The organism is Stenotrophomonas sp. WED208 (assembly GCF_040984485.1).
Taxonomy (GTDB): domain Bacteria; phylum Pseudomonadota; class Gammaproteobacteria; order Xanthomonadales; family Xanthomonadaceae; genus Stenotrophomonas; species Stenotrophomonas riyadhensis.
In genome coordinates, this window is record NZ_JAZARB010000001.1 from 2,657,440 (window position 1) to 2,683,496 (window position 26,057).

Genomic DNA, 26,057 nt, shown 5'->3' on the forward strand with positions numbered 1-26,057 from the left:
CCCATGGATACCGTCGACGGCAATGCCCCGCTGCGCTGGACGCTCACCCGCAATGCGCCGCTGCAGGCCCTGAACACTTTCCATGTGCAGGCCAGCGCCGCTCAGCTGCTGGAACTGCACGATCCCGCGCTGCTGCCGGAGGTATTGGCACTGCCCGAGGTGGCCAGCGGCCCGCTGCTGGTGCTGGGCGCCGGCAGCAACGTGCTGATCGCCGAAGACCTGCCCGGCACCGTGCTGGTGTTCGGCAACCGTGACATCAGCTTCCTCGAGCATCGCGCCGACCACGCGGTGATCCGCGCCGGTGCCGGTGTGCCGTGGCACGGCCTGGTGATGTGGTCGCTGCAGGAAGGCCTGTCCGGCCTGGAAAACCTGGCCCTGATTCCCGGCACGGCCGGTGCCGCGCCGATCCAGAACATCGGCGCCTACGGCGCGCAGGTCGGCGAGTTCATCCAGGCCGTCGAAGCCTGGGACTGCCACGAACAGGCCTGGGTGCGGCTGGACAACGAACAGTGTGGTTTTGCCTACCGCGACAGCGTGTTCAAGCAGCAGATGGACCGCTATCTGATCACCGCCATCGAACTGAAGCTGCCACTGCTGCATGACCTGCGCATGGACTACGCCGGCATCCGCGACGAACTGCAGGCACAGGGTGTGGAGCTGCCCAGTGCGGTCGACGTGGCCAATGCCGTGATCGCGATCCGCCGCCGCAAGTTGCCTGATCCGGATGTGCTCGGCAACGCCGGCAGCTTCTTCAAGAACCCGGTGCTGCCGCTGGAACAGGTCGACGTGCTGCTGCAGCACTTCCCCGACCTGCCCGTGTTCCCGGCCGAGCAGGACGACAAGCGCAAGGTCTCCGCGGCCTGGATGATCGAGTCCTGCGGCTGGAAGGGTTTCCGCGACGGCGATGCCGGCGTGGCCCCCAGCCATGCACTGGTACTGGTCAACCACGGCAACGCCACCGGCGCTGAACTGCTGGCGCTGGCGCGACGCATCTCTGCTTCCGTGCTGGAGAAGTTCGGCGTGCCGATCGAACCGGAGCCCCGCCTGCTCGGCGCACAGTGGTGAACACCCCCGCCCTCTCCCCCAGCGCCACCCCGATGCGGGCGGCGCTGCTGATGCTCGGCAGCACGATGGCATTCGGCCTGATGGCGGTGGCGATCCGCTATGCCACGCGCTACGTGCCAACCCAGGAAGTGGCGTTCTTCCGCAACGCCTTCGGCCTGCTGGCGTTGCTGCCGATGCTGCTGCGGCCAGGTCACGCGCCGCTGAAGACCCAACAGCTGCCACGCTATTTCGTACGTAGTGCGATCGGCCTGGGATCGATGCTGTGCGCGTTCTGGGCCCTGGGCCACCTGCCGTTGGCGCAGGCGGTGTCGCTCTCCTACTCCACGCCCCTGTTCGTCACCATTGCCGCCGTGCTGTGGCTGGGCGAGACCGTGCGCGTGCGCCGCTGGGCGGCGGTGGTGGTCGGCTTCATCGGCGTGCTGGTGATCGTGCGTCCCGGCACCGCCGGTTTCACCGCCGGCAGCCTGGTGGCCGTGGGTGCGGCCGTGCTGAGTTCGCTGGTGGCGATCCAGATCAAGCAGCTCACCCGCATCGACAGTGCCGATACCGTCGTGCTCTACACCTACGTGTTCTGGGTGCCATTGTCGTTGGTGCCGGCAGTGTTCGTATGGGTCTGGCCCACCGGCACCGCATGGCTGTGGCTGCTGGCCACCGGCGTGCTCGGCACCATCGGCCAACTGCTGTGGACACGTGCGCTGCGCCTGGGCGAAGTTTCGGCGCTGACGCCGATCAGCTTCCTGCAGTTGCCGCTGGTAACGCTGTTCGGCTGGCTGCTGTTCAACGAAAGCGTGGATCGCTGGACGATCATCGGTGCCGGCATCATCCTCGCCGCCAACGCCTACATCGCCCACCGCGAGGCCGTGTTGTCGCGCCGCGCCGCGAGCGCGGCGGCCTCGGCAGCGGCCAAGCCCGCCGAGTAGATCCGCGCCCTGCACAGACACCGGGGAACCCTGTAGAGTCGAGCCATGCTCGACGCATCGCGCAGCGCGAGGCTTCATCGTAGAAGATGCCATCCACGCATGGCGTGGATCTACAACGCCCGATACACCCGCTCCGCCGCATCGAACACATTGCCCGGTGCGAACTGCTCGCCCAGGTAGTGCAGTGACTGCCGGCGCAACTGCGGCGAACGCTCCTCCCCATCGCTGCCCAGCAGCACCTGCTGGAACTCGATCAGGTCCTGCAGGATGCGCCAATGCCGGTACCAGGCGATCCAGCGCGGATCCCCAAGGTCGCTGCCATAGCCTGCTGCGAAATCGAGCGGATTCTCGCGGCCCCAACGTCCGCCCACGGCACCACCGATGAACATCAGGTCACGCTCGCGCGGCGCCAGCGACAAGCCATCCCAGTCGATCAGGTGCAGGCCCCCGTCATTGCCCATCAGCAGGTTGCCAGCGTGCAGGTCGGTGTGGCACAGGTGCAGGTCCATCGGGGCATCCTGCAATGCAGCGTGCAGTTCCCGTGCCTGTGCATGCAGCGCTGTGATGCGCGCGTGCTGCTGGTCCCATACCGAAACGAATGCGCGGCCCAGCCCGTCCTTCGCGGCCGCCAGGCCCTCGCCGGCCAGCCATTGCCCAACGGTCTCCAGCGCCGCCGTTTCAAGCCGCACGATCGGCAACGCCTGCTGCAGTTCCGGTGGCAGCCGCGCGCCGTGCAGGCGCCGCAGCACCTCACCCAGCCGCTGCCACTGCGTGCGGCTCAACGCCGCCTCGAACCCGGACTGGCCTTCCACGTAAGGAAACAGGGTGAACTGCAATCCCCAGCGCTGTACCGACGCACCACCGGTCAGTGCCGGCCACGGTGCGACGATCTCATCGATACCCAACGTGCCGCGCATCCAATGCAGACTGTCCCACACCGCTGGGTCGACCTGGTAGGTACGGCATTTCAACCACCATTGCCCGTGCCGCGCGTCGACGCGATACACGCTGGCATTGGCGTCGGCACCCACCGGGCGCGGCACCACGGCGGTGGCGGTGATGCCATAGGATTGTTGCAGGACTTCGCCGAGATGCTGCGCCGAAGCGAATGACATGGATGCAAACGGAAAGTGTTACCTGCCACTACTATCGCAGATGCGTTTGCCACGACACAGACATGTCCGTCACAACATCGCCTCGGCACGTCCAAAGCACTAGCCGGCGATGCGTCGCATCACCGCTTCCAGCGGGCCGCGTGCAAACTGCCATGACCACAGCCACGCCGCGCCGGTCGCCAGCATCAGGAACAGCAGCGCCCACAGCAGCACCGACGCAAGCGAGGCACTGCCATCGAGCAGGCCCAGGCTTTCCAGCGTGCCCATGCCCAGCAGGATATGGCCGACGTACAGGGTCAGTGTCATGCGTCCGGCCGCGGTGAACGGCTCGAGCCAGTCACCTGGGCGTACACGCGTCAGCCACAGGCAGGCGGCGATGACACTGCAGGCTGCGCCCGAGCCCGTAAGCAGATAAGCCGGTCCCGGCGGCATCGGCTGCGTCCCCAGCCATGGCTGCCAGGGTGTGCCCTGCGCCAGCTGCTGCGCGCCATGGCCGGCCCCGATCAGCAACAGCCCCAGCACCAGCAATGCATGCTGCACCCGCGGCTGCGACAACGGAAGGCGTGCCAGCAGCATGCCCAGCAGGAAGAAGCACAGCCACGGCAGCAGCGGATGGAAGCCATTGAACAGCAGGTTGCGGGCCGCGCCCGGCCATTGCCACAGACCGGCGTATTCCAGCGTCTGCCAGTTCCAGCCTTCGCTGTAGTTCCAGTGCAGCAGCGCCCAGAACGAACAGGCGGCAATGGCGGCGATGCTGGCCAGCAGCACGCGTGGCGAGGCACGCAGCCACAGCACCGCCAGCGCGAAATACACCGCGTAGTAGTGCAGGATATCGGCCGGGAACAGGGTCAGGTTGAGCAGGCCCAGCACCAGCAGGAACGCCGCGCGGCGCCAGGTCTGCACACTGGCCGGCCACCACCCTTGCCGCTGCGTGGCCAGCACCAGGCCCAACCCGGCCAGCGTAACGAACGTCGCCGAAGCCTTGCCTTCCAGAAGGTGGAAGAAGCCTGCCAACCATCCTGTGCCTTCTGCAGGCACGGCCATCGCCAGGCGGAAATTCACCAGCACCATGCCGGCCAGTGCCAGGTAGCGGGCCAGATCCAGGCCGTGCAACCGCCGGTCCACGACGCTCATGCACGCGCCCCCAGCAGCAGCGCCAGCAGGCCAAGGTCCAACGGCGCGCCATCTGGATCGCCCACTCCACCAAGGCCCCGGCGCAGCGCATCGCTTTCGATGGCATCCAGCAACACCTGTGCCTGCAGTGTTGGGGCCAGCGCGGGGCGCCGCCGCTCGCGCTGTGCAACGTGCTGCAGGGCATCGGCCAGAACGTGCTGCAGTTGCCTGCGGTTGGCCGCGAAGGCCTCGGCCACGGCAGGGTTGCGTGCACTCTCGGCCAGCACATCCACCGCAAGCGTTGCCCATTCCGGCTGCCTGCACAGCGCGTGGAAGTCCTGCAGGAAGGCCATCACCTGTACCCGGTCGCCGTCGGCGCCCGCCAGGCGCTGCAGCATCGGGGCCAGCTCCTCGCTTTCGGCCACCGCTACCGCAAGGATGATCGCCTCCTTGCCCGGGAAGTGGTTGTAGAGATTGCCCAGGCTGACGCCAGCCGCCAGCGCGATGTCACGCATGCTGGTCTGGTGGAACCCCTTGGCGAGGAAGCACCGCAGGGCCGCCTGCAGGATCAGGGTCACGCGCTGCTCATTGCGGTCGATTCGGTTCATGCCACAAATAGTGAACGAACGTTCGTCCACTTTAAAGATGTCGACCTGGCCACCATCGGGCTCCGTTCAGCCAGCCTTGACCTCAACTGCGGTTGAGGCCCGATGCTGCGCGGCCCGTCCCAAGCTCAACCCGGAGTAGCTGCATGCCACGGATGATCACTACCCTGCTCGACAGCCGCGTGCTGTGGTTCCTCGCCCGACTGCTGCTGGCCGTGGTGTTCCTGTCCTCGGGCCTGGCCAAGCTGCTGGCGTGGGACAACAGCGTGGCCGAAATGCAGGCGGCCGGATTGCAACCGCCTGTGCTGTTCAACATCGCCAGCGCCGTGGTGCTGCTGGGCGGCGCACTGTGCCTGCTGCTTGATCGCCTGCTCTGGCTGGGCAGCGGCGCGCTGGGCGTGTTCATGCTGCTGACCATCGTGATCGTGCACACTTTCTGGAGCAAGCACGGTGCCGAACAGCAACTGGCCCTGTTCTTCGCGTTGGAGCACCTGAGCGTGATCGGTGGCCTGATCTGTGCGGCCATTGCCAGTCACGCGCGCGCGCAGCTGCGCGCTACGCGTTCGTCCGCTTAGTCCCGTGGCAACAACGTAATCGCCTGGCGCAGGCCAGCTTCGACCCAGCTGCGCAGGCTGCCCTTGCCCGCCAGCCCCCACTGGATCACCAGGCCATGCCAGTGCGCCTCCAGCAGCGTGGCGGCGGCCTCTGCGTCGGCAAATCCCATCGTCCGCAGCTGGCTGGCGATGCCGTGGCGCATCTCCATGACATGCGCATTGGCCAGGGTCGCCCGACGCCCACCCGCTGCCCGCAGGTCTTCCATCAGCAGTGTCATGTGCCCGGCCAGTCGCTGCCGTGTCTCCATGCCGCGGGTCTGCGCCCCCAGCCAGCCCACCAACGCATCCACCGTCGCGGCACCCGCTGTCGGCACCGAGATTGCCATGCGCTCGCTGGAGCGGATGATCGCACGCTCCAGCACGGCGGCACGACTGCCGAAGCGCTGCACCAACGTCGCCGCCGACAGCCCCGCCCGCGCCCCGAGTGCGGCAAGAGTGAAGCCCTGTGGTCCGGCCTGCACCAGCAGTTCCACGGCCAGCTCGACCACACGTTCATCAGGAATGGATTTGGTACGCGCCATGGAATTAATATAAACGAACATTCGTTTATATATAACCTGATCATGCCCCACACTTCATCACGTATCCGTGCCTACATGGGCAGCTCGCTGGATGGCTACATCGCCGGCCCCGGCAACGAGCTGGACTGGCTGAGCGCAGACCATGCCCGTGCAGGCGACCTGCCCGCGTCGCCGGACTACCTCGACTACCCAGGCTTCATTGCTGGCATCGGCTGCCTGCTGATGGGCCGCACCACCTACGAGGTGGTCGCCGCCATGCCGGAGTGGCCGTATGCCGGCCTGCCCGTGCTGGTAGCCAGCCACCGCCCCCTCCAGGATGCGCCCGATGGCGTGCAGGTTGCCGAGGGCAGCATCGAGGTACTGGTCGAGCGCGCACGTACCCTCGCCGCCGGCAGGGACGTCTATGTCGATGGCGGCGCCATCATCCGCCAGGCGGTGCAGGCACAGCTGCTGGACGATCTGGTGCTGACCTGGCTGCCCATCCTGCTGGGCGGCGGCGTACGCCTCTTCGACGTACTGCCGGAACCCGTGGCGCTGCAGTTCAGTGGCGCGGCAGCCGCCGGCAACGGCCTGTTGCAGGTCAGCGCGCGGCTTCTGCCTCAGAAGAACTCGTCGAGCAACCGGTAGAACGCCAACCGTCGTTCGTCGGCAACCATGCCGTAGCGCTTGAACAGCGGCGCCACCCAACGCGTGTTGTCGAAATTGTAGACAAGGCTGCGCGCGGCCAGCGCCAGGTCCTGGTAGCGGTCGGCCACACCCAGCCTGCCACAGTCGATGAAGCCACTGAAGCGGCCCTCGACCGCCATCAGGTTCGGCAGGCAGGCGTCTCCGTGGCTGACTACCAGGTCTTCATGGTCGGGCCGGGTGCTGCACAGTTCGGCGAAGACCTGCTGCGGACTCTGCCCCAGGCGCTCATCGTCGAAATCATCGGCATCCACCAGGCCACCTTCGACGCGGGCCTGCGCGGCCTGCAGGCGCGAGACCAGTCGCTGGTCGAACGGGCAGGCTGTCACCGGCAACCCATGCAGCCCGCGCAGCGCGTCGGCCAGCAGATCCACCAGCTGCTGCGGCGTGAGTTCCGGCGACGAGGCCAGGTCGCGGCCAGGCAGCGCGCTCATCAGCAACCAGCGCCGGCCCGCCTCTTCGGCAGTGGCAATCACCGTTGGCGCCGGTTGTCCCTGTGCCTGCAGCCAACGCAGGCGCGCGATCTCATCGCCCAGCTCACTGAAGGCGTCGATCACTTCCGACTTCAGGAAGGCATCGGCCTGCCCCGGCCGATGCACGCGGGCAACATCCGCACGCGACACACCGATCGATTGCCGCTGGATGCGCGCATCGGCCAATGCGTCCTGCCACGCCCACGGCAGCGGCATGCCATCAGTGGTGGGGTTGGGCGCTTCCATGCCGAGGTGTTCCTGTTGCCGGTGACCCCATGGATTCTCGCTCATCCTGCATGGACCGCAGCCAACAACAACGCGGAAAGGTACATGCCTAGACCGAACACGCTGTGCGTCACCAGGCTGCGCAGGCGCGCCTTGCCCGGCGCCGGGGTCTTTGAAGCGGCAATGCCCGCGCCCATGCCCGGCTGCAGGATGAGGAACGGTGCGGCGACGCTGAGGATGCCGAAGGCCAGCGCCGGCCACAGTGTCGGCGCCTGCAGCCAATTGTTCCCCACCACGGCAAGCAACAAGGCGGCGAAGATCACCCCGGTCACGTAATGCGCGGTCCAACCCAGCGCGCGCTCGCCACTGACCGCTGCCGAGCGGCCGATACCGTCGTGGCGGAAGCGCCCGCGCGGCAGATGCCCCAGCCAGCGGCCCACCATCGCGAAATCCAGCGAGGGAATGCCAAGCAACCGTCGCTGCAGCAGGGCCCACAGATCCATCACCGCGGTTGCGCCCACGCCGATTACCACCACATCCATCACGAATGTCCCCAGGCCAGCCATATCGCATACCTTCAATTATTTGCTTGAATGATAGAGCGATGCTAGCGTGCCGGCCATGAACACCGCAACCGAGCCGCCACCCTCACCGCTGGAGGCCCTGGCCGAGATCGCCCGCACGCTCGGCCACGCCCATCGCCTGGCCCTGCTGGAGCACATCGCCCAGGGCGAGCGCGCAGTGGAGCGCCTGGCCGAACTGACCGGACTATCGGTGGCCAATACCTCCCAGCATCTGCAGCAGCTGCGCCGTGCCGGCCTGGTGCAGACCCGTCGCGATGGCAAGCGCATCCTCTATCGCAGTGGTGATGGCCCACTGGGCAACCTGCTGGCCGCGCTGCGCGACTATGCCGACCACCAGCGCAGCGAGATGCACGGCGTGATCCACGACAGCCTGCAGCGCCGGGATGCTCTGGAAGGTCTGACTGTCGAGCAGTTGCTGGAACAGCGCGGCAGCGTGGTGCTGCTGGATGTGCGGCCGCGTGAGGAATTCGATCTGGGCCACCTGCCTGGCGCGCTGAACATTCCCGTTACGGAACTGCGTGCACGGATGGACGAACTGCCGCGTGCCGTCCACATTGTCGCGTACTGCCGCGGTCCCTACTGCGTGCTGTCCAACGATGCGGTGGCGATGCTGCGCGAGGCCGGACTGACCGCGCAGCGGCTCGCTGCCGGTTACCCCGAATGGAAGGCGGCCGGCCTGCAGGTGGACCTGCCCCGGCCCTGAGCGAGACCGTTGTCATGGATGATGCGTTTGCCCCGTTGATCGATGCGACCTGGCGCGGCATGTTCGCCGGGCAGCGCACGCTGCCGGACGATTCACAACTGCAGTTGGCGTGCAGCGATGATTTCGATGAGGGCGAGGACGGCATGCTGCTGCAGCCGGTCGTGGGCCCCGCGCGCGCACTGCTGCGCCCCGCCCTGGCCGCTCGCCTGCAACTGCACGCGCAATCGCACTGGACGCTCCCGCAGCTGCAACAGCGCTTGCAGCAGCTCGGCCAGCGCACGCACGGCGCGGATCGCGTCTTCTACTTTCCTGCCGCCGAACTTGCGGCCCTGGCCGAGCGGCCTGCGCCGCCACATATCCGCCGTCTCGATCCGACCGACGCTGCCGCGTTCGATGTGTTCCAGGCCAGCGCGAGCGAGGAGGACCTCGATGCTGCCTGGGTCGAGCTGGACCACTGGCAGGTGTTCGGCGCCTTCGACGGCGAACAGGTGGTCGCGGCCGGCAGCCTGTATCCGTGGAGCCTGGGTCCGGCACTCGCCGACATGGGCGTGCTGACACTGCCCGGAGCCCGTGGCCGTGGTCATGCACGCCTGCTCGTGCAGGCCATGGCCGTATCCGCCCACGCCGCCGGGTTGCAGCCACAGTACCGCTGCCAGCTCGACAACACGGCCTCGATCATCACCGCTGAGCGCAGTGGTCTGCGCGCGTTCGGTGACTGGGACATCATTCTGGCGGCCGCGTGAGGCCGCCGCTGCACAACAAGGAAGCAACATGAAGCTGATGATCATCGGCGCCAGCAGAGGCCTGGGGCGCGCATTCGTGGAAGGCCTGTGCGGCCAGGGTGACACTGTGATTGGTGTCTCGCGCAGCCGCCCGGGCGACATTGCATGCCCCGAAGGCGTCACCCTGCACTGGATCGAAGCCGATCTGTCCCAGCCGACCGTGGCTGCCGACCACATCGCAGCACAGGCACCTGCCGATCTGGATGTGCTGATCCACAACCTGGGCATCTGGGAAGAGACCGCCTTCAGCGACGAGTACGCCTTCCTCAACGAAAGCGATGCCGCACTCACCCAACTGATCGACGTCAACATCACCGCCACCCTGGTGCTGCTGCAGCGCCTGCTGCCGCGAGTGCTCGGCGCGCCACGCCCGCAGCTGGTGCTGACCGGCTCGACCTCGGCACTGCCACGCAGCGGCCGCCCGGAAGTGGCGTTCGGCGCATCCAAGTTCGCGCTCAACGGCATCGCCGATGCACTGCGCGAGGGCTTCCGCGATCGCCGCCTGGCGGTGACCAGCCTGCAGCTGGGCTACCTCAACACCGACGATGCACTGACGGTGCCGGTGGCCGAGGCCGCAGCGCGCGGCGACGGCGAGCTGGTGCCGGTGCACGACGTCGTTACGATGGTGCGCGCGCTGCTGCAGTTGTCACCGTCCGGCTTCGTGCGCGAACTGGTGCTGCCGGCCATCGCCGACCCGCGCTACTGACCGGGGGTGCACAGGCCAGGCTCACCCTCTTCGTGCAACAGGTACCCAAGCACGATGGCGGTCAGCACGGTCGCCATCGCCAGAACAAACAGTTGGCCACGGACGGCCTCCATGTATGCCTGGGCCAGCGCCGTTCTCGAAACGCCGGGCAACGCCTCCACCGCTCCGCCAAGGTCGCCCATGGACAGCCGGTGCACAGCGGCACGGGCCACGACGCCGGCTTCCAGCGGTACGCTCCCGCCAATCCGGGCAGAAAGCATGATGCCGACAAGCGCGAGGGCAATGGAATCACCTGCCAGTCGCATCGCATTGAAAATGCCAGCGGCCATGCCCGCCTGCTCTTTGCCGACCACACTGACCGCCAGTCCATCCATGATCCCCCAAGGCAGACCGATGCCGATCCCGATGACCAGCATCGGCATCCAGCGCACAGAAGGTAGCTGGAACACCTGCGCCAGCCATGCCAGCCCAAGCGCGCCGATCAACAGGCCCGCACAACACAGCGTCCGCGCCGGAATCCAGCGCAGCAGGTGACCCGCAACCAGGGGAACAACCAGCAATGGCGCAGACAGTGCTGCCATGGCCAGTCCAGCCTCGGTGGGCCGCAGCCCTTCAACACCGATGAACCCCGCCGGCAGCACCACCAGAAGGACGACGTACGAGAACGCAGGCGCAGCGGCGAGAATCTGCACGCCAACAAAGCGCCGGTTGCGGAACAGGCCTAGATCCAGCAGGGGTGTTCGATGGGAGCGCTCCACGGCAATGAACACGCCCAGCAACACCACCGGGAGCGCCAGCAGTACCAGCGTCTGCGGATGCAGCAGGCCGCGTTCCGGCAGCACGATCATGGCGTAGGTGAGTGACCCCAGCGCCAGCATGAAGGTGACGGCGCCAAGCCAGTCCAGGCGAGGCGAACCGGCGCTCTTCGATTCGACGGATGACAGGGCGACCAACGGTACGGTCAGGGCGGCCAGCAACGCAGGCAGGAAGAACACCCATTCCCAGCCCAGCGCATCGATCAACCCGCCTGCCAGCAGCGGACCGCCTGCGGCTCCTGCACCAAAGGTGGTGCCGATCAGGCTGAACACCCTGGCCCGCGCCTGGCCGTCGAACACCTGCGCCAGCGACGCCATCGCACCGGCAAACGCCGCCGCCGCGGCCATTCCCTGCAGCAGCCTCATGGCATTGATCCACGCCACATCGGGCATCAGGGGAATCAGGCCGGTAACGATCGCGAACAGCAGGCCACCCAGGATCCAGATCCTGCGCCTGCCATACAGATCGGCCAATCCGCCGGCCACCAGCGTCGTACTGCCGTAGGTCAGCAGGTAGGCGTGGATCACCCAGGACAATTCTGCGGGAGACCCGCCCAGCGCGGCCCGGATGGCGGGAATGCCCACCGCGGGGCTGGCGATGCTCAGTGGAATGGTAAGGGCCGTCAGACAGCCTGCAAACACCACTCCAAGGCGTGATGATCCGGCCGTCCCAGCAGAAGCAACAGACATGTCGAAGAAGCTCCAGCGTGGCCAAGCGCCACGGCATTGATGCTATCGACGACGCTATTGCAGAAGAATCCACCCATATGTCCATGCTTTAATGAATCAAATGTCATCAATGGTCACCCATGGACAGCTTTGCCGGTCTCAGCCTCTTCGTTCTGGTCGCCGAGGCACGCAGCTTCGCGGCCGCAGCGCGACAGCGTGGCATCACCCCTTCGGCGGCAAGCAAGACCATCGCCCGGCTGGAGGAGCGCCTGGGCGCCCGCCTCCTGAACCGCAATACCCGCAGCGTCAGCCTGACTGCCGAAGGCGAGCAGTTCCTTGAACGCTGCCGTCGCATCATGACCGAGGTCGCCGCAGCGGAGCGCGAGCTGACCGACGCCCATGCCGCGCCCAGCGGTCGTCTGAAAGTCAGCCTTCCGCTGGTAAGTGGACTGATGCTGCCCGTGCTTTCGGCGTTTGCACGCCGCTTTCCCGCCGTCGAACTCGACCTGCACTTCAGCGACCGTCTTGTCGATGTCATCGAAGAGGGCTTCGACGCCGTCGTTCGCACCGGCAGTCCCGCCGACTCCAGACTGCACGCCCGCAACCTCGGCAGCACCCGGCTGCTGTGCGTCGGTGCCCCTGCGTACTTCTCGAACCGCGGCACGCCACAGCACCCGGACGAGCTGGGTGGACACGCATGCCTTCTCCATCGTTTTCCCGGCACCGGCCTGATCGAGCGATGGCCGCTGCAGGCAGACATGGGTGGCCATGACCTGCGGCTGACGCCCGCGATGACCGCCAATCATCTTGAGACCATCCTGCACATGAGCCTTGATGGCCACGGCATTGCGTGCCTGCCGGACTTCGCCGTTCGGGATGCGCTCGACCGCGGCGCGCTCGTCAGTGTTCTGGACGCCTGGAACACCGAACAAAGCACCTTCTGGGCACTCTGGCCAAGCCATCGCCATCAGCAACCGCGGGTGCGCGCCTTTGTCGATTTCATGGCCGATCACCTACTTCCCCAAGGCGGCCGGTGCAATTGAACCCGCGCGCGGCTGCGACTACCCTGCTCGTCACTGGCCGTCGGTCACAGGCGGGAACCTGCTATGGATGCGCTTTCAAGGGTCTCGGCCCAGGTCCTGGACAGCGCCCTGCCCAGCCTGCCGCTGTACCTGCTGCAGGCCACGGCGGTGATCGGCATGATCGGCGTGCTGCTGATCGCCACCCGTCGCGCCGGCCATGCCATTGAAGGCCGTCGCCTGTATGTGGGCGTGGCACTGGGCCTGATCTACCTGTTCAATTCCTGGTTCGTGGCCCGCTATAGCCAGGGCGTGGTCAAGCTGCACCTCGGCTTCGACATCCTGCTGGTCAGTGGCCTGCTGGGCGGTTGGCGTGGCGGCCTGACCTGCCTGGCCGCCAGCCTGCTGGCCCGCTACCAGTTCGCCGGCGCCCAGTTCTTCCTGCCTGCCGGCCTGGAATCCCTGCTGCAGATGCTGGCCGGCATCTGGCTGCGCAGGCGCCTGCACCCGCGCATGCTCAACGAACTCTCACTGCGCATGATCCTGCAGGCCTGGGGTGTGCGCATCGGCGTGACTGCGCTGGGCCTGGCACTGGGCGTGGCGATCATCGGCGCCGATCAGCTGCCGGTGGCTGAACTGGCGATCCAGCGCCTGCTGGCGCTGCCGGTCTCCCTGCTGATGCTGGGCGCGGTGTTCGCACTGGTCTACAACGACGCGCAGATCGACGCCCAGCGCCAGCGCGAGCAGGCCTGGCTGCGAATCGACCCGATCAGTGGCCTGCCCAACATGCGCGCGCTCGGCGAACGCCTGCAGCATTACTGGCGCGACAACGACGGCAGCGGCAAGGCCTGCCTGGTCGTGGCCGAGATGGGCAACCTGCGCGACCTGCGCCTGCGCTATGGTCCGTTGCAGGACAACGGTCTGTGGCAGCGCGACAGCACCGATGAGGTGCATCGGCTGCTGCCGTCGCTGCCGGCCGGGCAGCTGGAGATCTACCAGTTCGGTGATGCGGCGCTGGCAATTCTGGTGCGTGACCTGTCGCTGTCCGAACTGCGTACGCAGCCACAGATCACCGAGTTGGCCAGCAACCTGGCCGATCGGGTCGGCCGTGACTGGCCAGGGTTCCGCCCGCTGTTCCGCTGCGCAGTGGTCGAACTCAAGCCCCCCACCGATGCAGACGATGGCCATCTTCCGTTCCGCGCGATCACCCTGGCACTGAGCGCGATCGAATCCGGTGTCGTGTTCTTCGATGACCCCATCCAGCGCGACAGCGAGATCGATGCCTTGATTGAAGTCGCGCTTGAACGCTGGCTGCAGCAGGGAGATGCCCCCCTGTGCTACCAGCCCAAGCATCGCCTGCAGGATCGCCAGCTGGTCGGCGCCGAAGCGTTGCTGCGCATGCGCGATGGCGAAGGCCGTCTGATCGCACCGATGCGGGTAATCTCGCTGCTGCGCCGGCAGGGCCGCCTGGCCGACCTGGAATGGGCCACGCTGCAGTCCGCCCTCCACTTCCTGCAGCAGTGCCGGCGCGATGGCGCGCAACTGACCGTAGCAGTCAATGTCTCCGCCGAGTCACTGCGCCTGCCCGGCTTCGGCCTGCGCCTGCAGGAACTGCTGCAGCTGCATGACGTGCCCGGAACGATGCTGCGCCTGGAGATCGTCGAGTGGACCGAGATCGTCGAGCGCGACGTGGTCGACGCCAACATCGCGCAGTTGCTGGCCGCCGAGGTGACGCTGTCGCTGGATGACTTCGGTGCCGGCTACTCGACCCTGATCCTGCTCTCGCAGCTGGCCATCGCCGAGGTCAAGATCGAGCAAGCGTTGATTGCCACCCTGTCCGATGCCAAGTCGCAGTCAATCGTGCGTTTCATCGTAGAAGTTGCGCACCGCTGCGGCGCCATCGTGGTGGCCGAGGGCACTGAAACCCTGGCACAGGAACAGCAACTGCGGGCACTGGGCGTGGATGTCGGCCAGGGTTATCTGTACTCGGCCGCGTTGCCGGCCGACGAGTTCCGCCGCTTCGCGGCCAGCTAGGTCGTAAGGCCGGCCTACACCGCGTAGTAACCCAGGAACATCGCCACCGCTGACCCGGCCACGCGTGCGCGCTCCTGTTCGTTCAACGGCGCCTGCCCCATCGTCACCTGCGGCCAGAACGCAAAGCTCTTCACCAGGCCGTGCAGCTGGTGGCCGGCGAACTCCGGATCGACCTGGCGCAGCCGACCATCGGCGATCGCCGCGCGGATCCACGCGCTCTCGCCACTTTCCTTCTCGCCCATGCGGCAGACGATGGCCTGCGCCCGTTCCGGCGAATGGATGATCTCGGCCATTGCCACCCGTGCCAGGTCGATGAAGTTGGCATCACTGAGCAGCTCCAGCTTCTGCCCCAGCAGCTGCATCAGCTGCGCCTGCAACGGCAGATCGGCGCGGTACGGCAGCGCATCACTGGCCACGCTGCGCTCCCACAGCTCCTCCAGGATCATCGAGAACAGCGCTTCCTTGCTCGGGAAGTGATTGTAGACGGTGCGCTTGGAGACCCCGGCCACCTCGGCAATGCGGTCCATGCTGGTCGCCTCGTAGCCCGATGCACGGAACTCCTCCACCGCCGCGCGCACGATGGCTTCGCGTTTGCGGTCGGTCAGGCGTTGCGGGGCACGGGTCATGGCAGGAACCGGATAGCTGAACGGACGCCACCATTTTACACCCGGCAGTGTACTTTTGGAAAACACGAAACTACACTGTGCAGTGTACCCTGCGGACGTCACCCATGAAGCGCCTGCTCCTTGTCCTCCTGCTTGGAATCCTCGCCGTGACCGCCTACACCTTCTGCAAGTCCTGGTCCCTCCCCGACTTCCCCGATTCGCCGCAGTACCGCGACGGCAAGTTCCGCAATGCCTTGCCGCGTCCTGCGATGGGCCTGCGCGACGGCGCAGAGATCTGGTGGACGTTCCTGTTCAACAAGCCCAAGGGTACCGTCCCGGCGCACCCCATTCCGGTGCTGCCGCTGGACCGCGCCACCCTGGACGCCGCGCCGGACCGCAGCCTGTTCCGGCTGGGGCACTCCACCATCCTGCTGAAGCTGCGTGGCCAGTACTGGCTGACCGACCCGGTGTTCTCCGAGCGCGCCTCGCCGGTGCAGTGGATGGGCCCGGCCCGCTTCCATGCGCCACCGATCAGCATCGACGACCTGCCGCCGATCGCCGGCGTGATCCTCTCGCACAACCACTACGACCATCTGGACCATGCCGCGGTAATGCAGCTGGCCGGCAAGACCGCACGCTTCATTGCCCCGCTCGGCGTGGGCGACCAGCTGATCGCCTGGGGCGTGGACGCCAGCAAGGTGGAACAGCTGGATTGGTGGCAATCCACCGAAGCCAGCGGCCTGCGCCTGACCGCCACCCCGGGCCAGCATTTCTCCGGCCGCGGTCTGGGCGACAGCGATCGCAGCCTGTGGGCGTCGTGGGTGATCCAGGACGATGACTTCCGCATCTTCTTCAGCGGCGACACTGGCTACTTCGACGGCTTCAAGGTCATCGGTGAGAAGTACGGCCCGTTCGACCTGACCATGATCGAAACCGGTGCCTATGATCCGCGTTGGGCGTTCGTGCACATGCAGCCCGAGCAGACCCTGCAGGCGCACCTGGACCTGCGCGGCAAGTGGCTGCTGCCGATCCACAACGGCACCTTCGATCTGGCGCTGCACGCATGGCAGCAGCCCTTCGAGCGCATCACCGCACTGGCCGCCGCAAAGAACGTGCCGGTGGCCACGCCGATGATGGGCGAGGCGCTGGACATGCAGGCGCCGCAGGCGGGCACGCGCTGGTGGGAGACGGTGGAGCTGTAAAAGCGGGTGCGTGTGACCTGCCGGAAACCATGTAGAGCCGAGCCATGCTCGGCTGCTTCTGAGAAGTGCGCCGTGGACGTCAAACAAGCTCAGCTTTGGAGGCACCGCAATTGGAGACGCCGGCAGCATTGCTGACATCGACATGCACGGTTATCAATTCGGCTTCCGGTAGCGCACTCTGAACCTGCACGCATGCGGCACGCGCGACATCGTCTGCGGCTGTGCCTTCTCGCTGGAATCGCAACGCCAACACACCCGGCGAACCACTGCCCAGCAGCGCATCGTCGCACCCCACCTCTGCAAGAGCTCGCTCAAATGCACTGAGATCTTTTCCGGTATCAGGCACTCGGTACATCAGCGTGAAACTGAACTCCATCATCAATCCATTTCAGATCGGTGGTCGTTGCCAATCAGCATAGGGGCAAGCCGGCAGCCGTCCAGAGCCACATCCGTCAGCGCTCCCGCGATGGCAGCGCCAGCGCCCGGCGGCGCTGCAGTGCGTCATGTAACCGATTACATCCCTTGCTAGCGTAGCGCTCGCCCGAATCCGGCCGAACCTGCGAGGCTGTCCGTAATGACGTTGCGCACCGAACGCTCCAAGGTCTCCCGCCCACCTGTCCCATGGCGACCTGCCGCCACTCTGATGCTCGCCGTCCTGGCATCCTCCGCGCAGGCACAGACGCTGCCACCACGCAGCCAATGGCAGGCCAGCGCCTCCTCGCAGCAGGTACCGGCGATGGCGATCAGCCACCTGATCGACGGCGACCCCAAGACCGTCACCGGCGGTGCCTTCAGTCCGGGCCACTGGTTCCAGATCGATCTGGGCGCACCGACGATGCTGGCGGGCGCACGGCTTACCTGGGATGTCTCCAATCCAGAGGGATATTCACTGCAGACCTCGCTGGACGGCACGCAGTGGCAGACCGCGTACACCATGGCCGATTCGCTGGGCGACGTGGAAACGCTGTACTTCGCGCCACGCCAGGCGCGCTACCTGCGGTTGGCCAGCCCACAGCGCACCTCCGATTGGGGCGTGTCGATCTTCGAGATGGAGCCGCTGGACAGCACGCTCAGCGCACGCATCAGCGGTGTCGATGCAACGCAGGCGGCGGCGCTCTGGCAAGGCGGTGGCACCGTCGCGGTTCCAGCCGGAAAAGGTGGATCCCATATGCTCGAGATCATGCTGCCTCGCGCCCAGTCCACGGCCGGTCTCGCGGTCGACTGGGCCGATGGCGGGCGCGGCGCCGCCCGCTTGCAGGCGCAGGACGCACAGGGCCGCTGGCAGGACCTCGCACACGATGCACAGGCGGCCAGCCATCGGCAGAGTTGGCTGGCTGCTGACACGGCACAACCTCTACGTGCATTCCGTCTGGCCGTGGACGGCGCTGCCCCGCAGATCGCGCGCCTGCGCCTGCTCGGCCCGAAAGCGATGATGACGCCGATGAAGCGCTACCAGATCGCCGCCAGCGGCGCGCAGCGTGCGTTGTTTCCGGCGTCGCTGCAGATGCAGCAGACCTACTGGACCGCCGTCGGCGTGCACGCAGGGCGGCAGAAATCCATCTTCGACGAATACGGCAATCTGGAAGCCTTCAAGGGCGCGCCGCTGGTGCAGCCGATCTGGCGCAATGCCGACGGCCAAACCGCCGGCGCCGCCGGGCAGCCCGTACAGCACGCCCTGCGCGATGGCTGGAAGCCTATGCCTTCGGCCACCTGGTCGCCGCAGCCTGGGCTGGAGCTGCGCAGTGAGGTGTTCGCCATCGAGCGCGATGGCCAGCCGGTGACCTTCCTCCGCCATCGACTGCACAACACCGGCAGCACCCGGATCGACGGCACGCTCAGTCTGGTCGCGCGCCCCATGCAGATGAATCCGCCGTGGCAGAACGGCGGACTGTCGCCGATCCGCGAGGTGGCCATCGATGGAAAGGCCCTGCGCATCAATGGGCGCACGCTGCTGCAGTCGCTCACGCCGGTGGCTTCGTCCGGCGTGGCGCCGTTCGGGAAGGAAGGCGCATCGGAGATCACCGCGGACATCGCTGCCGGCGAACTGCCTTCCTCGCAGCAGGCTCGTGATGACCAGGGTCTTGCCGCCGCCGCGCTCAACTACCGCGTGTCGCTGGCGCCGGGAGCCCGCGATGCCATCGTGGTCGCGTTCCCACTCGGCACCGCCGCTGCCGATGCCAATGGCGTGCTGCCCGAAGCGCCTGCGCTTGACCTGGCCACGCTGCCCCGTGATGCCAATGCGGCGTTCGAGACGCTGGCTACGCAGGCGTCCGCAGATTGGCAGGCCCGGCTCGGCCAGGTCGGCCTGCGCCTGCCCGACCCCTCACTGGTGGACATGCTGCGCGCGCAGGCCGCCTACATGCTGATCAACCAGACCGGCCCGGCCATGCAGCCTGGTCCGCGCAACTACAACCGCTCCTTCATCCGCGATGGCATGGCCACCTCGGCGGTGCTGCTGCGCATGGGCGAAGCCCGCGTCGCGCGTGATTACCTGGCCTGGTACAGCGCGCACGGTGTGCATGCCAACGGACTGGTTTCGCCGATCCTCAACGACGATGGCAGCGTCAACACCGGCTTCGGCTCGGACATCGAGTACGACAGCCAGGGCCAGTACGTGGCACTGGTGGCCGATGTCGCCCGCCTCGATGGCGGGCCCGAGTCGGTGCGTGACTACCTGCCGAAAGTGAAAGCAGCACTGCGTTTCCTGCAGGAACTGCGCGAGCGCACGCTGGTGCCCGGTTACAAGGCTGACCAGCATGCCCCGGAACGCTTCGCGGGCATTCTTGCGCCGTCGATCAGCCATGAAGGCTATCCGTCGCCCACCCACAGCTACTGGGATGACTACTGGGGCCTGAAGGGCTGGCACGACGGTGCATGGCTGGCCGAATCGCTGGGCGATCATGAGACCGCGCGCTGGGCGCGTGAGCAGTACAAGGCGCTGTACGACGCACTGCATGCCTCGATCCGCGCCACGATGGCGTGGAAGGGCATCGACTTCATCCCGTCCTCGGCGGATCTGGGCGATGGTGATCCCACCGGCGTTTCGATTGCATTGGACCCCACCGGTGCGCAGAGCGTGCTGCCGGCCGTGGCACTGCGGACGACCTTCGACCGCTACCTGGACGACGTGCGCAAGCGCAGCCAGCCCGGTGCGCTGTATGCCTACACGCCGTACGAGATCCGCAACGTGCTGAGCTATGTGCACCTGGGCCAGCCGCAGGTGGCCGATGAGCTGCTGCAGGGCCTGCTGCGTGATCGACGCCCGCGCGAGTGGCAGGTGCTGGCCGAGGTCGTGCACTCTCGAATGCGTTTTCCACGCTATCTCGGCGACATGCCGCATACCTGGATCGGTGCCGAGTACGGCCGCACCCTGTTCGGTATGCTGATGCGCGAAGACGATGATGCGCTGTCATTGCTACCGGGCACACCGCCTTCGTGGGTGGCGGGCGATGGCTTGGCGGTGGAGCGTCTGCCGACCGCGTATGGCACGTTGCAGATGCAGGCGCTGCAGCGCGACGGCACACTGAACGTCACCCTGGGCGACGGGTTGCGCAGCGGGACGGCGGTGAAGGTCTGGTGGCCGGCGCGCACGATGCCGAAGACGGTGCGTGTGGATGGACGCAGCGTTTCCGATTTCGATGCTGAGTGCGTGCGCGTGGCGAAACCGTTCAGAACGCTAGAGGCGCGTTGGTAGAGCAGCCGAGCATGGCTCGGCTCTACAAAAGCGGCGTTAGCGCCGGGCCATGCTCGGCGTCACAGCGTCGGCAACCCCGGCGGGTTGGTCTGCGACTGCGGCACCGCTTCCTCGGTCACGTTCCAGCGCGCCAATGCCTGCGCATAGGTGCCGCTGCCGATCTGGGTGTTCAGCGCCTGGGTCACCGCATCAGCCAGGCCGCTGCCCTTGCGCGTGGTCACCGAGATCGCCGCGGCGTTCGGCCAGCCGCCCGGGAACAGGCCCACACGCCGCACCTTGCCATCGCGCGCCGAATAGGCGCCGGTGGCGTTGGGCTCGAACGAGACATCGGCGCGGCCGGTAATCACTGCCAGCCGCCCAACCACGGCGTCATCGAAGTACTGGTACTCCACCGGCTTCAAGCCAGCGGCGATGTTCTGCTGGTCCCACTGCCGCAGGATCTGGTCCTGGTTGGTGCTGGCACCGACCACCACCTTCAGCCCGGCAACGTCGGCCGGCTTTTCGATCTTCTGGATCGGCCCATCAGTGCGCGTATAGATGCCCAGCAGATCGTAACGGTAGCTGGAGAAATCGAACTTCTTCTTGCGCTCCTCGGTAACCGTCACGTTCGACAGCACGGCATCGTACTTGCCTGATTCCAACCCCAACGGCCAGTCCGCCCACGCCACCGGCACGATCACCAGCTTCAGGCCCAATCCATCGGCAATCAGCCGCGCGATGTCCGGCTCGATGCCGACGACGTCCTTGCTGTCGGCGCCGTAGTCGGCCAGCGGCAGCTGCCCCGGATGGGTGGCCACGGTGAACGTACCGGGCGTGACAAAGCGATAGTCGGCCGGGATCAACGCCTGCGCCTTCGGATCGAGCGTGCCCTTCAGGATGGCGGTGTTCGCACCCGCCAGGCTGGTTGCGGCCACGGTGCTCGCGTCCGGTGCCTGCTGCACGCGCGAGTAGACGATGCCGACGATGCCGATGACCAGCACGCCCACGATCAACAGGGTGCTGCGCGAGGGGCGACGCGGTGCTGCAGGGCTCATGGTGTTCCTTCCGGGGTCACAGGGTCTTGGCCAGGAAATCGGCGGTGCGTTGCTGGCGTGGACGCTCGAACAGGGCTTCAGGCGTACCCTGCTCGATCACCCGGCCCTGGTCCATCATCACCACGTGGTCGGCCACGCGACGAGCGAAGCTCAGCTCATGGGTGACGATCACCAGCGTGGTGCCGGAACGGGCCAGCTCCTCGATCACGCTGAGCACTTCGGCCACCAGCTCCGGGTCCAGCGCCGAGGTCGGTTCATCGAACAGCAGCACCTTCGGTTGCAGGGCCAGTGCGCGGGCAATGGCAATGCGCTGCTGCTGGCCGCCGGACAGCTGGCGCGGGAAAGCATCGGCCTTGTCGGCCAGGCCGACCCGTTCCAGCAGCGTGCGCGCCTGCTGTTCGGCCTGCGCACGCGGCACGCCGCGCACCGCGATCGGCGCCTCGATGATGTTCTCCAGCGCGGTCAGGTGCGGGAACAGGTTGAAGCCCTGGAACACCATGCCCACTTCCGCACGACGGCGGCGGATCTCACGCTCGGGCAGCTCGTACAGGGTGTCGCCGTCGCGGCGGTAGCCGATCAGCTGGCCGCCGACGGTCACAAAGCCACTGTCGGCACGTTCCAGATGGTTGATCAGCCGCAGCAGCGTGGACTTGCCGGCGCCGGACGGGCCGATCAGCACCGTCACGCTGCCAGCGCGAAGGTCCAGGTTCACGTCTTCCAGCACCGGCTGGTCGCCGAACACCTTGCCTACGCCATGCAGCGACACCGATGCCCCCTCGCCCGCTTCAACCTGCGCGGCGATGCGCGGGCGATTGACTACGCGCGGTGCGGCATCACCTGTGGCGCGCGTTGGCGACGAGACACGCGATACCGAGCGCTCGCGCTGCAGTTGGCCGCGCGCGAACCGCTGCTCCACGCGCCGTTGCAGCAGCGAAAGCACGGTCAGGATCACCAGGTACCAGACCGTGGCCACCATCAGCAACGGCACCACTTCCAGGTTGCGCCGGTAGATCACCTGCACGGTGTAGAACAGCTCCGGCAGCGCCAGCACGTAGACCACCGACGTGCTCTTGGCTAGGCCGATCACATCGTTGAACGCGGCCGGCAGGATCGAGCGCATCGCCTGCGGCAGGATGATGCGGCGCACCTGGCGGCCACGTGGCAGGCCAAGCGCCGCTGCGGCTTCGTACTGGCCATGGTCGACCGAGAGAATGCCGCCACGGATCACTTCCGCCGAGAACGCGGCCTGATTCAGGGTCAGGCCCAGCACTGCGGCGGTGAACACGCCGATCAGCTGCGTGGTCGGGTACGAGAACAGGCTGATGCCGGTGAACGGCACCCCCAGCTCGATGGTGCTGTACAGGTAGCCCAGGTTGTTCAGCAGCAGCAACAACACCAACAGCGGGATCGAACGGAACAGCCACACATAGCCCCACGACACCGCCGACAGCAGTGGCGAGCCGGAGACGCGGGCCAACGCCAGCAGGGTACCCAGCGCGAAACCGAGGCCGGTACCGAGTGCGGTCAGCAGCAGCGTACGACCCAGGCCTTCCAGCACCGGGCGTGCGAAGAACCACTCGGCGAACGTGCCCCAGCCCCAGCGCGGATTGCCCAGCACTGATTGCAGCCCGATCAGGATCAAAGCCAGCGCCAGGAGGGTTCCGACCACCTGCAGCGGATGCCGGGCCGGCACGATCTTCAACGCCGGAGCTGGCGCCGGGCGTGCGGCAAGTCCATCCAGCGCGGTCGAAGGCGTGCTCATGCGTGGGCTCCATGCAGCTGGGCTTGCGCAGGCGCGATGACGGGCGCGGAGGCCCGCAGGTGTTTTTCGAACGGTAGATGCGCGATGGTTTCCGGGTCGGCCTGCAGATCGAACAGCGCGGTGTAGCCGTGGCTGAGGTACAGGCCGACGGCTTCAGGTTGGCGGAAGCCGGTGGTCAGGAACACCCGCCGGTATCCTTGCCGCGCTGCCTGGTCTTCCAGCTCCTGCAGCACGCGCCGCGCGATGCCCTGGCGGCGCAGCCCTGGCAATGTCCAGATGCGCTTGAACTCGGCGGTATCCGGATCGCGGTGCGGCATGAACGCACCGCCGGAGATCGCCACACCATCGCGCAGCAGCAGCACGAACGCCCCTACCGGCGCCGCGAATGCCTGCGCCGGGTAGCGCTGCAGCTCCTCGCGGGCGCTGCCACCGATACGGCGGCGCACATCGGCGTAGCGGCTGTCGTACTCTTGTTCCAGTCCATCGAACAGTGGACGGGCCAGTGGATCGTCCACCGAGGTGTAGAGGAAGCGTTCGTTGCTGCTCATGCCACGTCCTTCACCAGATAGTCTTCGGCCAGCCGCGCCCACAGGCTGGCGGCGGGTGCGATGGCGTCGTCGTTGAACACATAGCGCGGGCTGTGCAGCGGTGCGCTGTCGCCGTTGCCGACGAACACGAAACTGCCCGGCCGTGCCTGCAGCAGGAAGGCGAAGTCTTCGCTGGCCGTGCGTGGCGCGAACTCCGGTACCACCTGTTCACTGCCGAAGCCCTGTACGGCTACGTCGCGGATATAGGCAGTCTGCTGAGGATGGTTGATGACGCTGGGGAAGCCGCGCGGAAACGCGATCTCGGCGCGCGCACCGAACGCGGCAGCAGTCTGCTCGGCAATCTCGGTGACCCGGCGGCGCAGCGTGTCGCGCACTTCCGGCAGGTAGGCGCGCACGGTCAGCTTCAGCTCGACGACGTCCGGGATCACATTGGCGGCCTGCCCGCCGTGGATCGAACCGACGGTGACCACGCCCATCTGCCGCGGATCGACATTCCGCGACACCACGCTCTGCAGCGCGGTGACGATGTGCGCTGCCGCCAGGATCGCGTCGACGCTGCCCTGCGGCTCGGCACCGTGGCCGCCCTTGCCGATCACTTTCAGCCGCGCCCAGTCCACCGACGCCATCGCCGGACCATCGACGAAACCGAAGTGTCCCACTGGCACGCCCGGCCAGTTGTGCAGGCCATAGATCGCATCCACCGGGAAGCGCTCGAACAGGCCATCGGCGATCATCTTCGAAGCGCCCGAACCGGTTTCCTCAGCGGGCTGGAACACCAGCTGCAGGGTGCCGTCGATGCGACCGTGATGGGCGAGGTAGTGCGCCGCAGACAGGAGGATGGCGGTGTGCCCATCGTGGCCGCAGGCATGCATCAACCCCTCGGTCTGGCTGGCGTACGCCAATCCGGAATCCTCGTGGATCGGCAGTGCATCGATGTCGGCGCGCAGGCCGAGGCGACGGCTGCCCTGCCCGCGCTGCAGCGTGCCGACCACGCCGGTGCCGCCGAGGCCGGTGGTCACCTCGTAGCCCCACTGCTGCAACAGCTCGGCCACGCGTGCGCTGGTGCGGTGTTCCTCGAAGGCCAGCTCCGGGTGCCGGTGCAGGTCATGGCGGATCGCGATGGCCGCCTCTGCGCGTGCCGCGATGTCGGGCAATATGCCCGTCGTCTGGGAATTCCGCTGGGCATGGCCCGGTGCTGTCGCGCTTTCTCCGCTCATCGCCTTACCCTGCCTTCCGCGCCGGCTCGGCGTCGGTCGAGTGGCGGCTGGCCTTGTACGGCAGGCCCAGATGCGCGCGCAGAGTCTGCCCTTCCAGCTCACGCTGGTGGTAGCCGCGCGCCTGCAGGATCGGCAGCACCTGGGTCACGAAATCGTCCAGGCCTTCGCGCTGTGCCGCGAAACCGAGGATGAAGCCGTCGCTGGCACCGGCATCGAACCAGCGGATCAACTCGTCGGCCACATGCTCCGGCGTGCCGATGAAATTCGGTCGCGGGCTCACCGCTTCCAGTGCCACCTGGCGCAGGCTCAGGCCCTTCTCGCGTGCGTCCTGCTTGATGCGGTCGGTGGTGGAACGGAACGAGTTGCTGCCGATTCCGCCCAGCTCCGGGAAGGGCGCGTCCGGGTCGTACTGGCTGAAATCATGGTGGTCGAAGAAGCGGCCGAGATAGGCCAGCGCATCCTCCAACGTGGCCAGCGCGGCGATCGCCTGGTACTTGGCCTCAGCCTCCTCGGCGGTGCGGCCGACGATCGGGCCGATGCCCGGGAAGATCTTCACGTCATTGCCGCTGCGGCCGTGGGCGATCGCCGAGTTCTTCACCTTCTGGGTGAACGCGCGGGTCTCCTCCAGCGATGGCGAATGGGTGAACACCGCATCGGCGTACTTGCCGGCCAGCGCGATGCCATCGTCGGACGAACCGGCCTGGAAGATCACCGGCTGACCCTGCGGCGAACGCTGGATGTTGAGCGGCCCTTCCACCTGGAAGAAGCGGCCCTTGTGGTCGAGCCGCCGGAACTTCTCCGGTGCGAAGAACGTGCCGCTGTCGCGCTCGCGCACAAAGGCAACGTCATCCCAGGAATCCCACAGTCCCTGCACCACCTCCAGATATTCGTCGGCGATCTGGTAGCGCAGCGCGTGCTCCGGGTGTGGCCGGCCGTAGTTGCGACCCGACCCCTCCAGTGGCGAGGTCACCACGTTCCAGCCAGCACGGCCGCCGCTGAGCAGATCCAGCGAGGCGAACTGGCGGGCGACGGTGAACGGGTCGCTGTACGAGGTCGACAGCGTGCCCGCCAGGCCGATCTTCTTCGTTGCCGTGGCCAGCGCCGACAGCAGCGAGATCGGCTCGAAGCGGTTGAGGAAGTGCGGGATCGACTTCTCGTTGATGTACAGGCCGTCGGCCACGAAGCCGAAGGCGATGCCGTTGTCCTCGGCGGTGCGCGCGATGTCGATGTAGAACTGCAGGTTGACGCTGGCATCGGCCGGGTTGGAGGGATGCTTCCAGGCATGCATGTGGCTGCCAGGGCCCTGCAGCATGATGCCGAACGGAATGTGGCGCGGGGTCGTGCTCAT

At 66.8% G+C, this 26,057-nt stretch carries 25 protein-coding genes; 11 read left to right on the forward strand and 14 right to left on the reverse strand.

Features of this window, described 5'->3' with window-relative positions; translation table 11 throughout:
* Positions 1-3 precede the first annotated feature (3 nt).
* Positions 4-1,065, forward strand: a complete 1,062-nt coding sequence (murB, locus tag VPH47_RS11850) for a UDP-N-acetylmuramate dehydrogenase (RefSeq protein WP_368850878.1) — start codon at positions 4-6, stop codon at positions 1,063-1,065.
* Between the two features lie 32 nt (positions 1,066-1,097).
* Positions 1,098-1,985 (forward strand): DMT family transporter, encoded by an 888-nt coding sequence (locus VPH47_RS11855; protein WP_180844127.1) that lies wholly within the window; start codon positions 1,098-1,100, stop codon positions 1,983-1,985.
* 110 nt (positions 1,986-2,095) lie between these two features.
* On the opposite strand, the gene VPH47_RS11860 is transcribed toward VPH47_RS11855, so the two are convergent.
* The 3 genes from VPH47_RS11860 to VPH47_RS11870 form a co-directional block, all read right to left on the reverse strand.
* Positions 2,096-3,100 carry an aminoglycoside phosphotransferase family protein gene (locus VPH47_RS11860; RefSeq protein WP_197610809.1) on the reverse strand — a complete coding sequence of 335 codons (1,005 nt, stop codon included), beginning with the start codon at positions 3,098-3,100 and terminating at the stop codon, positions 2,096-2,098.
* 99 nt (positions 3,101-3,199) lie between these two features.
* Positions 3,200-4,234: a heparan-alpha-glucosaminide N-acetyltransferase domain-containing protein gene (locus tag VPH47_RS11865; protein WP_368850879.1), complete on the reverse strand. Its 1,035-nt coding sequence runs from the start codon at positions 4,232-4,234 to the stop codon at positions 3,200-3,202.
* Complete coding sequence (locus VPH47_RS11870; RefSeq protein WP_368850880.1) at positions 4,231-4,821, reverse strand: TetR/AcrR family transcriptional regulator; 591 nt, start codon at positions 4,819-4,821, stop codon at positions 4,231-4,233. The genes VPH47_RS11865 and VPH47_RS11870 overlap by 4 nt, the downstream gene beginning before the upstream one ends.
* Before the next feature lie 143 nt (positions 4,822-4,964).
* Between VPH47_RS11870 and VPH47_RS11875 the strand changes: the two genes are divergently transcribed.
* On the forward strand, positions 4,965-5,393 hold the full coding sequence (locus VPH47_RS11875) for a DoxX family protein (RefSeq protein ID WP_368850881.1): 429 nt from the start codon (positions 4,965-4,967) through the stop codon (positions 5,391-5,393).
* Here VPH47_RS11875 and VPH47_RS11880 read toward each other — a convergent pair.
* A complete protein-coding gene (locus VPH47_RS11880; RefSeq protein ID WP_368850882.1) occupies positions 5,390-5,953 on the reverse strand; it encodes a TetR/AcrR family transcriptional regulator in 564 nt (187 codons plus the stop codon). The genes VPH47_RS11875 and VPH47_RS11880 overlap by 4 nt on opposite strands.
* 42 nt (positions 5,954-5,995) lie before the next feature.
* Between VPH47_RS11880 and VPH47_RS11885 the strand changes: the two genes are divergently transcribed.
* Positions 5,996-6,580 carry a dihydrofolate reductase family protein gene (locus tag VPH47_RS11885; protein ID WP_368850883.1) on the forward strand — a complete coding sequence of 195 codons (585 nt, stop codon included), beginning with the start codon at positions 5,996-5,998 and terminating at the stop codon, positions 6,578-6,580.
* On the opposite strand, the gene VPH47_RS11890 is transcribed toward VPH47_RS11885, so the two are convergent.
* Both VPH47_RS11890 and VPH47_RS11895 read right to left on the reverse strand, forming a co-directional pair.
* On the reverse strand, positions 6,553-7,356 hold the full coding sequence (locus VPH47_RS11890; RefSeq protein ID WP_368850884.1) for an APH(3')-II family aminoglycoside O-phosphotransferase: 804 nt from the start codon (positions 7,354-7,356) through the stop codon (positions 6,553-6,555). The genes VPH47_RS11885 and VPH47_RS11890 overlap by 28 nt on opposite strands.
* 41 nt (positions 7,357-7,397) lie before the next feature.
* Positions 7,398-7,901 (reverse strand): DUF2938 domain-containing protein, encoded by a 504-nt coding sequence (locus VPH47_RS11895; protein WP_368850885.1) that lies wholly within the window; start codon positions 7,899-7,901, stop codon positions 7,398-7,400.
* Positions 7,902-7,956: 55 nt separating this feature from the next.
* On the opposite strand from VPH47_RS11895, the gene VPH47_RS11900 reads away from it, so the two are divergent.
* The 3 genes from VPH47_RS11900 to VPH47_RS11910 are packed head-to-tail and all read left to right on the forward strand — an operon-like array spanning position 7,957 to position 10,110.
* Positions 7,957-8,622 (forward strand): metalloregulator ArsR/SmtB family transcription factor, encoded by a 666-nt coding sequence (locus tag VPH47_RS11900; protein WP_153854969.1) that lies wholly within the window; start codon positions 7,957-7,959, stop codon positions 8,620-8,622.
* Positions 8,623-8,636: 14 nt separating this feature from the next.
* The gene (locus VPH47_RS11905; RefSeq protein WP_368850886.1) at positions 8,637-9,365 is read left to right on the forward strand and encodes a GNAT family N-acetyltransferase; all 729 of its coding nucleotides are present in this window, start codon (positions 8,637-8,639) and stop codon (positions 9,363-9,365) included.
* Positions 9,366-9,393: 28 nt separating this feature from the next.
* Positions 9,394-10,110, forward strand: coding sequence for an SDR family NAD(P)-dependent oxidoreductase (locus VPH47_RS11910; protein WP_368850887.1), 717 nt, complete (start codon positions 9,394-9,396; stop codon positions 10,108-10,110).
* On the opposite strand, the gene VPH47_RS11915 is transcribed toward VPH47_RS11910, so the two are convergent.
* Positions 10,104-11,615, reverse strand: coding sequence for an MFS transporter (locus tag VPH47_RS11915; protein ID WP_368850888.1), 1,512 nt, complete (start codon positions 11,613-11,615; stop codon positions 10,104-10,106). The genes VPH47_RS11910 and VPH47_RS11915 overlap by 7 nt on opposite strands.
* 119 nt (positions 11,616-11,734) lie before the next feature.
* On the opposite strand from VPH47_RS11915, the gene VPH47_RS11920 reads away from it, so the two are divergent.
* Positions 11,735-12,637 (forward strand): LysR substrate-binding domain-containing protein, encoded by a 903-nt coding sequence (locus tag VPH47_RS11920; RefSeq protein ID WP_180859320.1) that lies wholly within the window; start codon positions 11,735-11,737, stop codon positions 12,635-12,637.
* Positions 12,638-12,700: 63 nt separating this feature from the next.
* On the forward strand, positions 12,701-14,647 hold the full coding sequence (locus VPH47_RS11925; protein ID WP_180854737.1) for an EAL domain-containing protein: 1,947 nt from the start codon (positions 12,701-12,703) through the stop codon (positions 14,645-14,647).
* 14 nt (positions 14,648-14,661) lie between these two features.
* Here VPH47_RS11925 and VPH47_RS11930 read toward each other — a convergent pair whose 3' ends face one another.
* The gene (locus tag VPH47_RS11930) at positions 14,662-15,273 is read right to left on the reverse strand and encodes a TetR/AcrR family transcriptional regulator (RefSeq protein ID WP_368850889.1); all 612 of its coding nucleotides are present in this window, start codon (positions 15,271-15,273) and stop codon (positions 14,662-14,664) included.
* 104 nt (positions 15,274-15,377) lie between these two features.
* Here VPH47_RS11930 and VPH47_RS11935 point away from each other — a divergent pair, with 104 nt between their 5' ends.
* Complete coding sequence (locus tag VPH47_RS11935) at positions 15,378-16,454, forward strand: MBL fold metallo-hydrolase (protein WP_248860403.1); 1,077 nt, start codon at positions 15,378-15,380, stop codon at positions 16,452-16,454.
* A gap of 79 nt (positions 16,455-16,533) precedes the next feature.
* On the opposite strand, the gene VPH47_RS11940 is transcribed toward VPH47_RS11935, so the two are convergent.
* Entirely contained in the window at positions 16,534-16,833 is a 300-nt protein-coding gene (locus VPH47_RS11940) for a hypothetical protein (protein ID WP_368850891.1), read from the reverse strand.
* A 195-nt stretch (positions 16,834-17,028) separates the two neighbouring features.
* Here VPH47_RS11940 and VPH47_RS11945 point away from each other — a divergent pair, with 195 nt between their 5' ends.
* Positions 17,029-20,148: a discoidin domain-containing protein gene (locus VPH47_RS11945; RefSeq protein WP_368850892.1), complete on the forward strand. Its 3,120-nt coding sequence runs from the start codon at positions 17,029-17,031 to the stop codon at positions 20,146-20,148.
* Between the two features lie 59 nt (positions 20,149-20,207).
* Here VPH47_RS11945 and VPH47_RS11950 read toward each other — a convergent pair whose 3' ends face one another.
* From VPH47_RS11950 to VPH47_RS11970, 5 genes are read right to left on the reverse strand one after another with little or no spacing between them, the layout of a single operon-like run.
* On the reverse strand, positions 20,208-21,182 hold the full coding sequence (locus VPH47_RS11950; RefSeq protein ID WP_368850893.1) for an ABC transporter substrate-binding protein: 975 nt from the start codon (positions 21,180-21,182) through the stop codon (positions 20,208-20,210).
* Between the two features lie 16 nt (positions 21,183-21,198).
* Positions 21,199-22,944 carry an amino acid ABC transporter permease/ATP-binding protein gene (locus VPH47_RS11955; RefSeq protein WP_197610833.1) on the reverse strand — a complete coding sequence of 582 codons (1,746 nt, stop codon included), beginning with the start codon at positions 22,942-22,944 and terminating at the stop codon, positions 21,199-21,201.
* Positions 22,941-23,492, reverse strand: a complete 552-nt coding sequence (locus VPH47_RS11960) for a GNAT family N-acetyltransferase (RefSeq protein WP_110712060.1) — start codon at positions 23,490-23,492, stop codon at positions 22,941-22,943. The genes VPH47_RS11955 and VPH47_RS11960 overlap by 4 nt, the downstream gene beginning before the upstream one ends.
* On the reverse strand, positions 23,489-24,709 hold the full coding sequence (locus VPH47_RS11965) for a M20 aminoacylase family protein (RefSeq protein ID WP_368850894.1): 1,221 nt from the start codon (positions 24,707-24,709) through the stop codon (positions 23,489-23,491). Before VPH47_RS11965 ends, VPH47_RS11960 begins: the two co-directional genes overlap by 4 nt.
* Before the next feature lie 4 nt (positions 24,710-24,713).
* Entirely contained in the window at positions 24,714-26,057 is a 1,344-nt protein-coding gene (locus VPH47_RS11970) for an LLM class flavin-dependent oxidoreductase (protein ID WP_368850895.1), read from the reverse strand.

Bases quoted from the DNA above. Each gene is read 5' to 3' on its own strand.
- murB (WP_368850878.1), top strand. From the start codon at position 4: ATGGATACCGTCGACGGCAATGCCCCGCTGCGCTGGACGCTCACCCGC.
- VPH47_RS11855 (WP_180844127.1), top strand. From the start codon at position 1,098: ATGCGGGCGGCGCTGCTGATGCTCGGCAGCACGATGGCATTCGGCCTG.
- VPH47_RS11860 (WP_197610809.1), bottom strand. From the start codon at position 3,100: ATGTCATTCGCTTCGGCGCAGCATCTCGGCGAAGTCCTGCAACAATCC.
- VPH47_RS11865 (WP_368850879.1), bottom strand. From the start codon at position 4,234: ATGAGCGTCGTGGACCGGCGGTTGCACGGCCTGGATCTGGCCCGCTAC.
- VPH47_RS11870 (WP_368850880.1), bottom strand. From the start codon at position 4,821: ATGAACCGAATCGACCGCAATGAGCAGCGCGTGACCCTGATCCTGCAG.
- VPH47_RS11875 (WP_368850881.1), top strand. From the start codon at position 4,965: ATGCCACGGATGATCACTACCCTGCTCGACAGCCGCGTGCTGTGGTTC.
- VPH47_RS11880 (WP_368850882.1), bottom strand. From the start codon at position 5,953: ATGGCGCGTACCAAATCCATTCCTGATGAACGTGTGGTCGAGCTGGCC.
- VPH47_RS11885 (WP_368850883.1), top strand. From the start codon at position 5,996: ATGCCCCACACTTCATCACGTATCCGTGCCTACATGGGCAGCTCGCTG.
- VPH47_RS11890 (WP_368850884.1), bottom strand. From the start codon at position 7,356: ATGGAAGCGCCCAACCCCACCACTGATGGCATGCCGCTGCCGTGGGCG.
- VPH47_RS11895 (WP_368850885.1), bottom strand. From the start codon at position 7,901: ATGGCTGGCCTGGGGACATTCGTGATGGATGTGGTGGTAATCGGCGTG.
- VPH47_RS11900 (WP_153854969.1), top strand. From the start codon at position 7,957: ATGAACACCGCAACCGAGCCGCCACCCTCACCGCTGGAGGCCCTGGCC.
- VPH47_RS11905 (WP_368850886.1), top strand. From the start codon at position 8,637: ATGGATGATGCGTTTGCCCCGTTGATCGATGCGACCTGGCGCGGCATG.
- VPH47_RS11910 (WP_368850887.1), top strand. From the start codon at position 9,394: ATGAAGCTGATGATCATCGGCGCCAGCAGAGGCCTGGGGCGCGCATTC.
- VPH47_RS11915 (WP_368850888.1), bottom strand. From the start codon at position 11,615: ATGTCTGTTGCTTCTGCTGGGACGGCCGGATCATCACGCCTTGGAGTG.
- VPH47_RS11920 (WP_180859320.1), top strand. From the start codon at position 11,735: ATGGACAGCTTTGCCGGTCTCAGCCTCTTCGTTCTGGTCGCCGAGGCA.
- VPH47_RS11925 (WP_180854737.1), top strand. From the start codon at position 12,701: ATGGATGCGCTTTCAAGGGTCTCGGCCCAGGTCCTGGACAGCGCCCTG.
- VPH47_RS11930 (WP_368850889.1), bottom strand. From the start codon at position 15,273: ATGACCCGTGCCCCGCAACGCCTGACCGACCGCAAACGCGAAGCCATC.
- VPH47_RS11935 (WP_248860403.1), top strand. From the start codon at position 15,378: ATGAAGCGCCTGCTCCTTGTCCTCCTGCTTGGAATCCTCGCCGTGACC.
- VPH47_RS11940 (WP_368850891.1), bottom strand. From the start codon at position 16,833: ATGATGGAGTTCAGTTTCACGCTGATGTACCGAGTGCCTGATACCGGA.
- VPH47_RS11945 (WP_368850892.1), top strand. From the start codon at position 17,029: ATGACGTTGCGCACCGAACGCTCCAAGGTCTCCCGCCCACCTGTCCCA.
- VPH47_RS11950 (WP_368850893.1), bottom strand. From the start codon at position 21,182: ATGAGCCCTGCAGCACCGCGTCGCCCCTCGCGCAGCACCCTGTTGATC.
- VPH47_RS11955 (WP_197610833.1), bottom strand. From the start codon at position 22,944: ATGAGCACGCCTTCGACCGCGCTGGATGGACTTGCCGCACGCCCGGCG.
- VPH47_RS11960 (WP_110712060.1), bottom strand. From the start codon at position 23,492: ATGAGCAGCAACGAACGCTTCCTCTACACCTCGGTGGACGATCCACTG.
- VPH47_RS11965 (WP_368850894.1), bottom strand. From the start codon at position 24,709: ATGAGCGGAGAAAGCGCGACAGCACCGGGCCATGCCCAGCGGAATTCC.
- VPH47_RS11970 (WP_368850895.1), bottom strand. From the start codon at position 26,057: ATGAGCACGACCCCGCGCCACATTCCGTTCGGCATCATGCTGCAGGGC.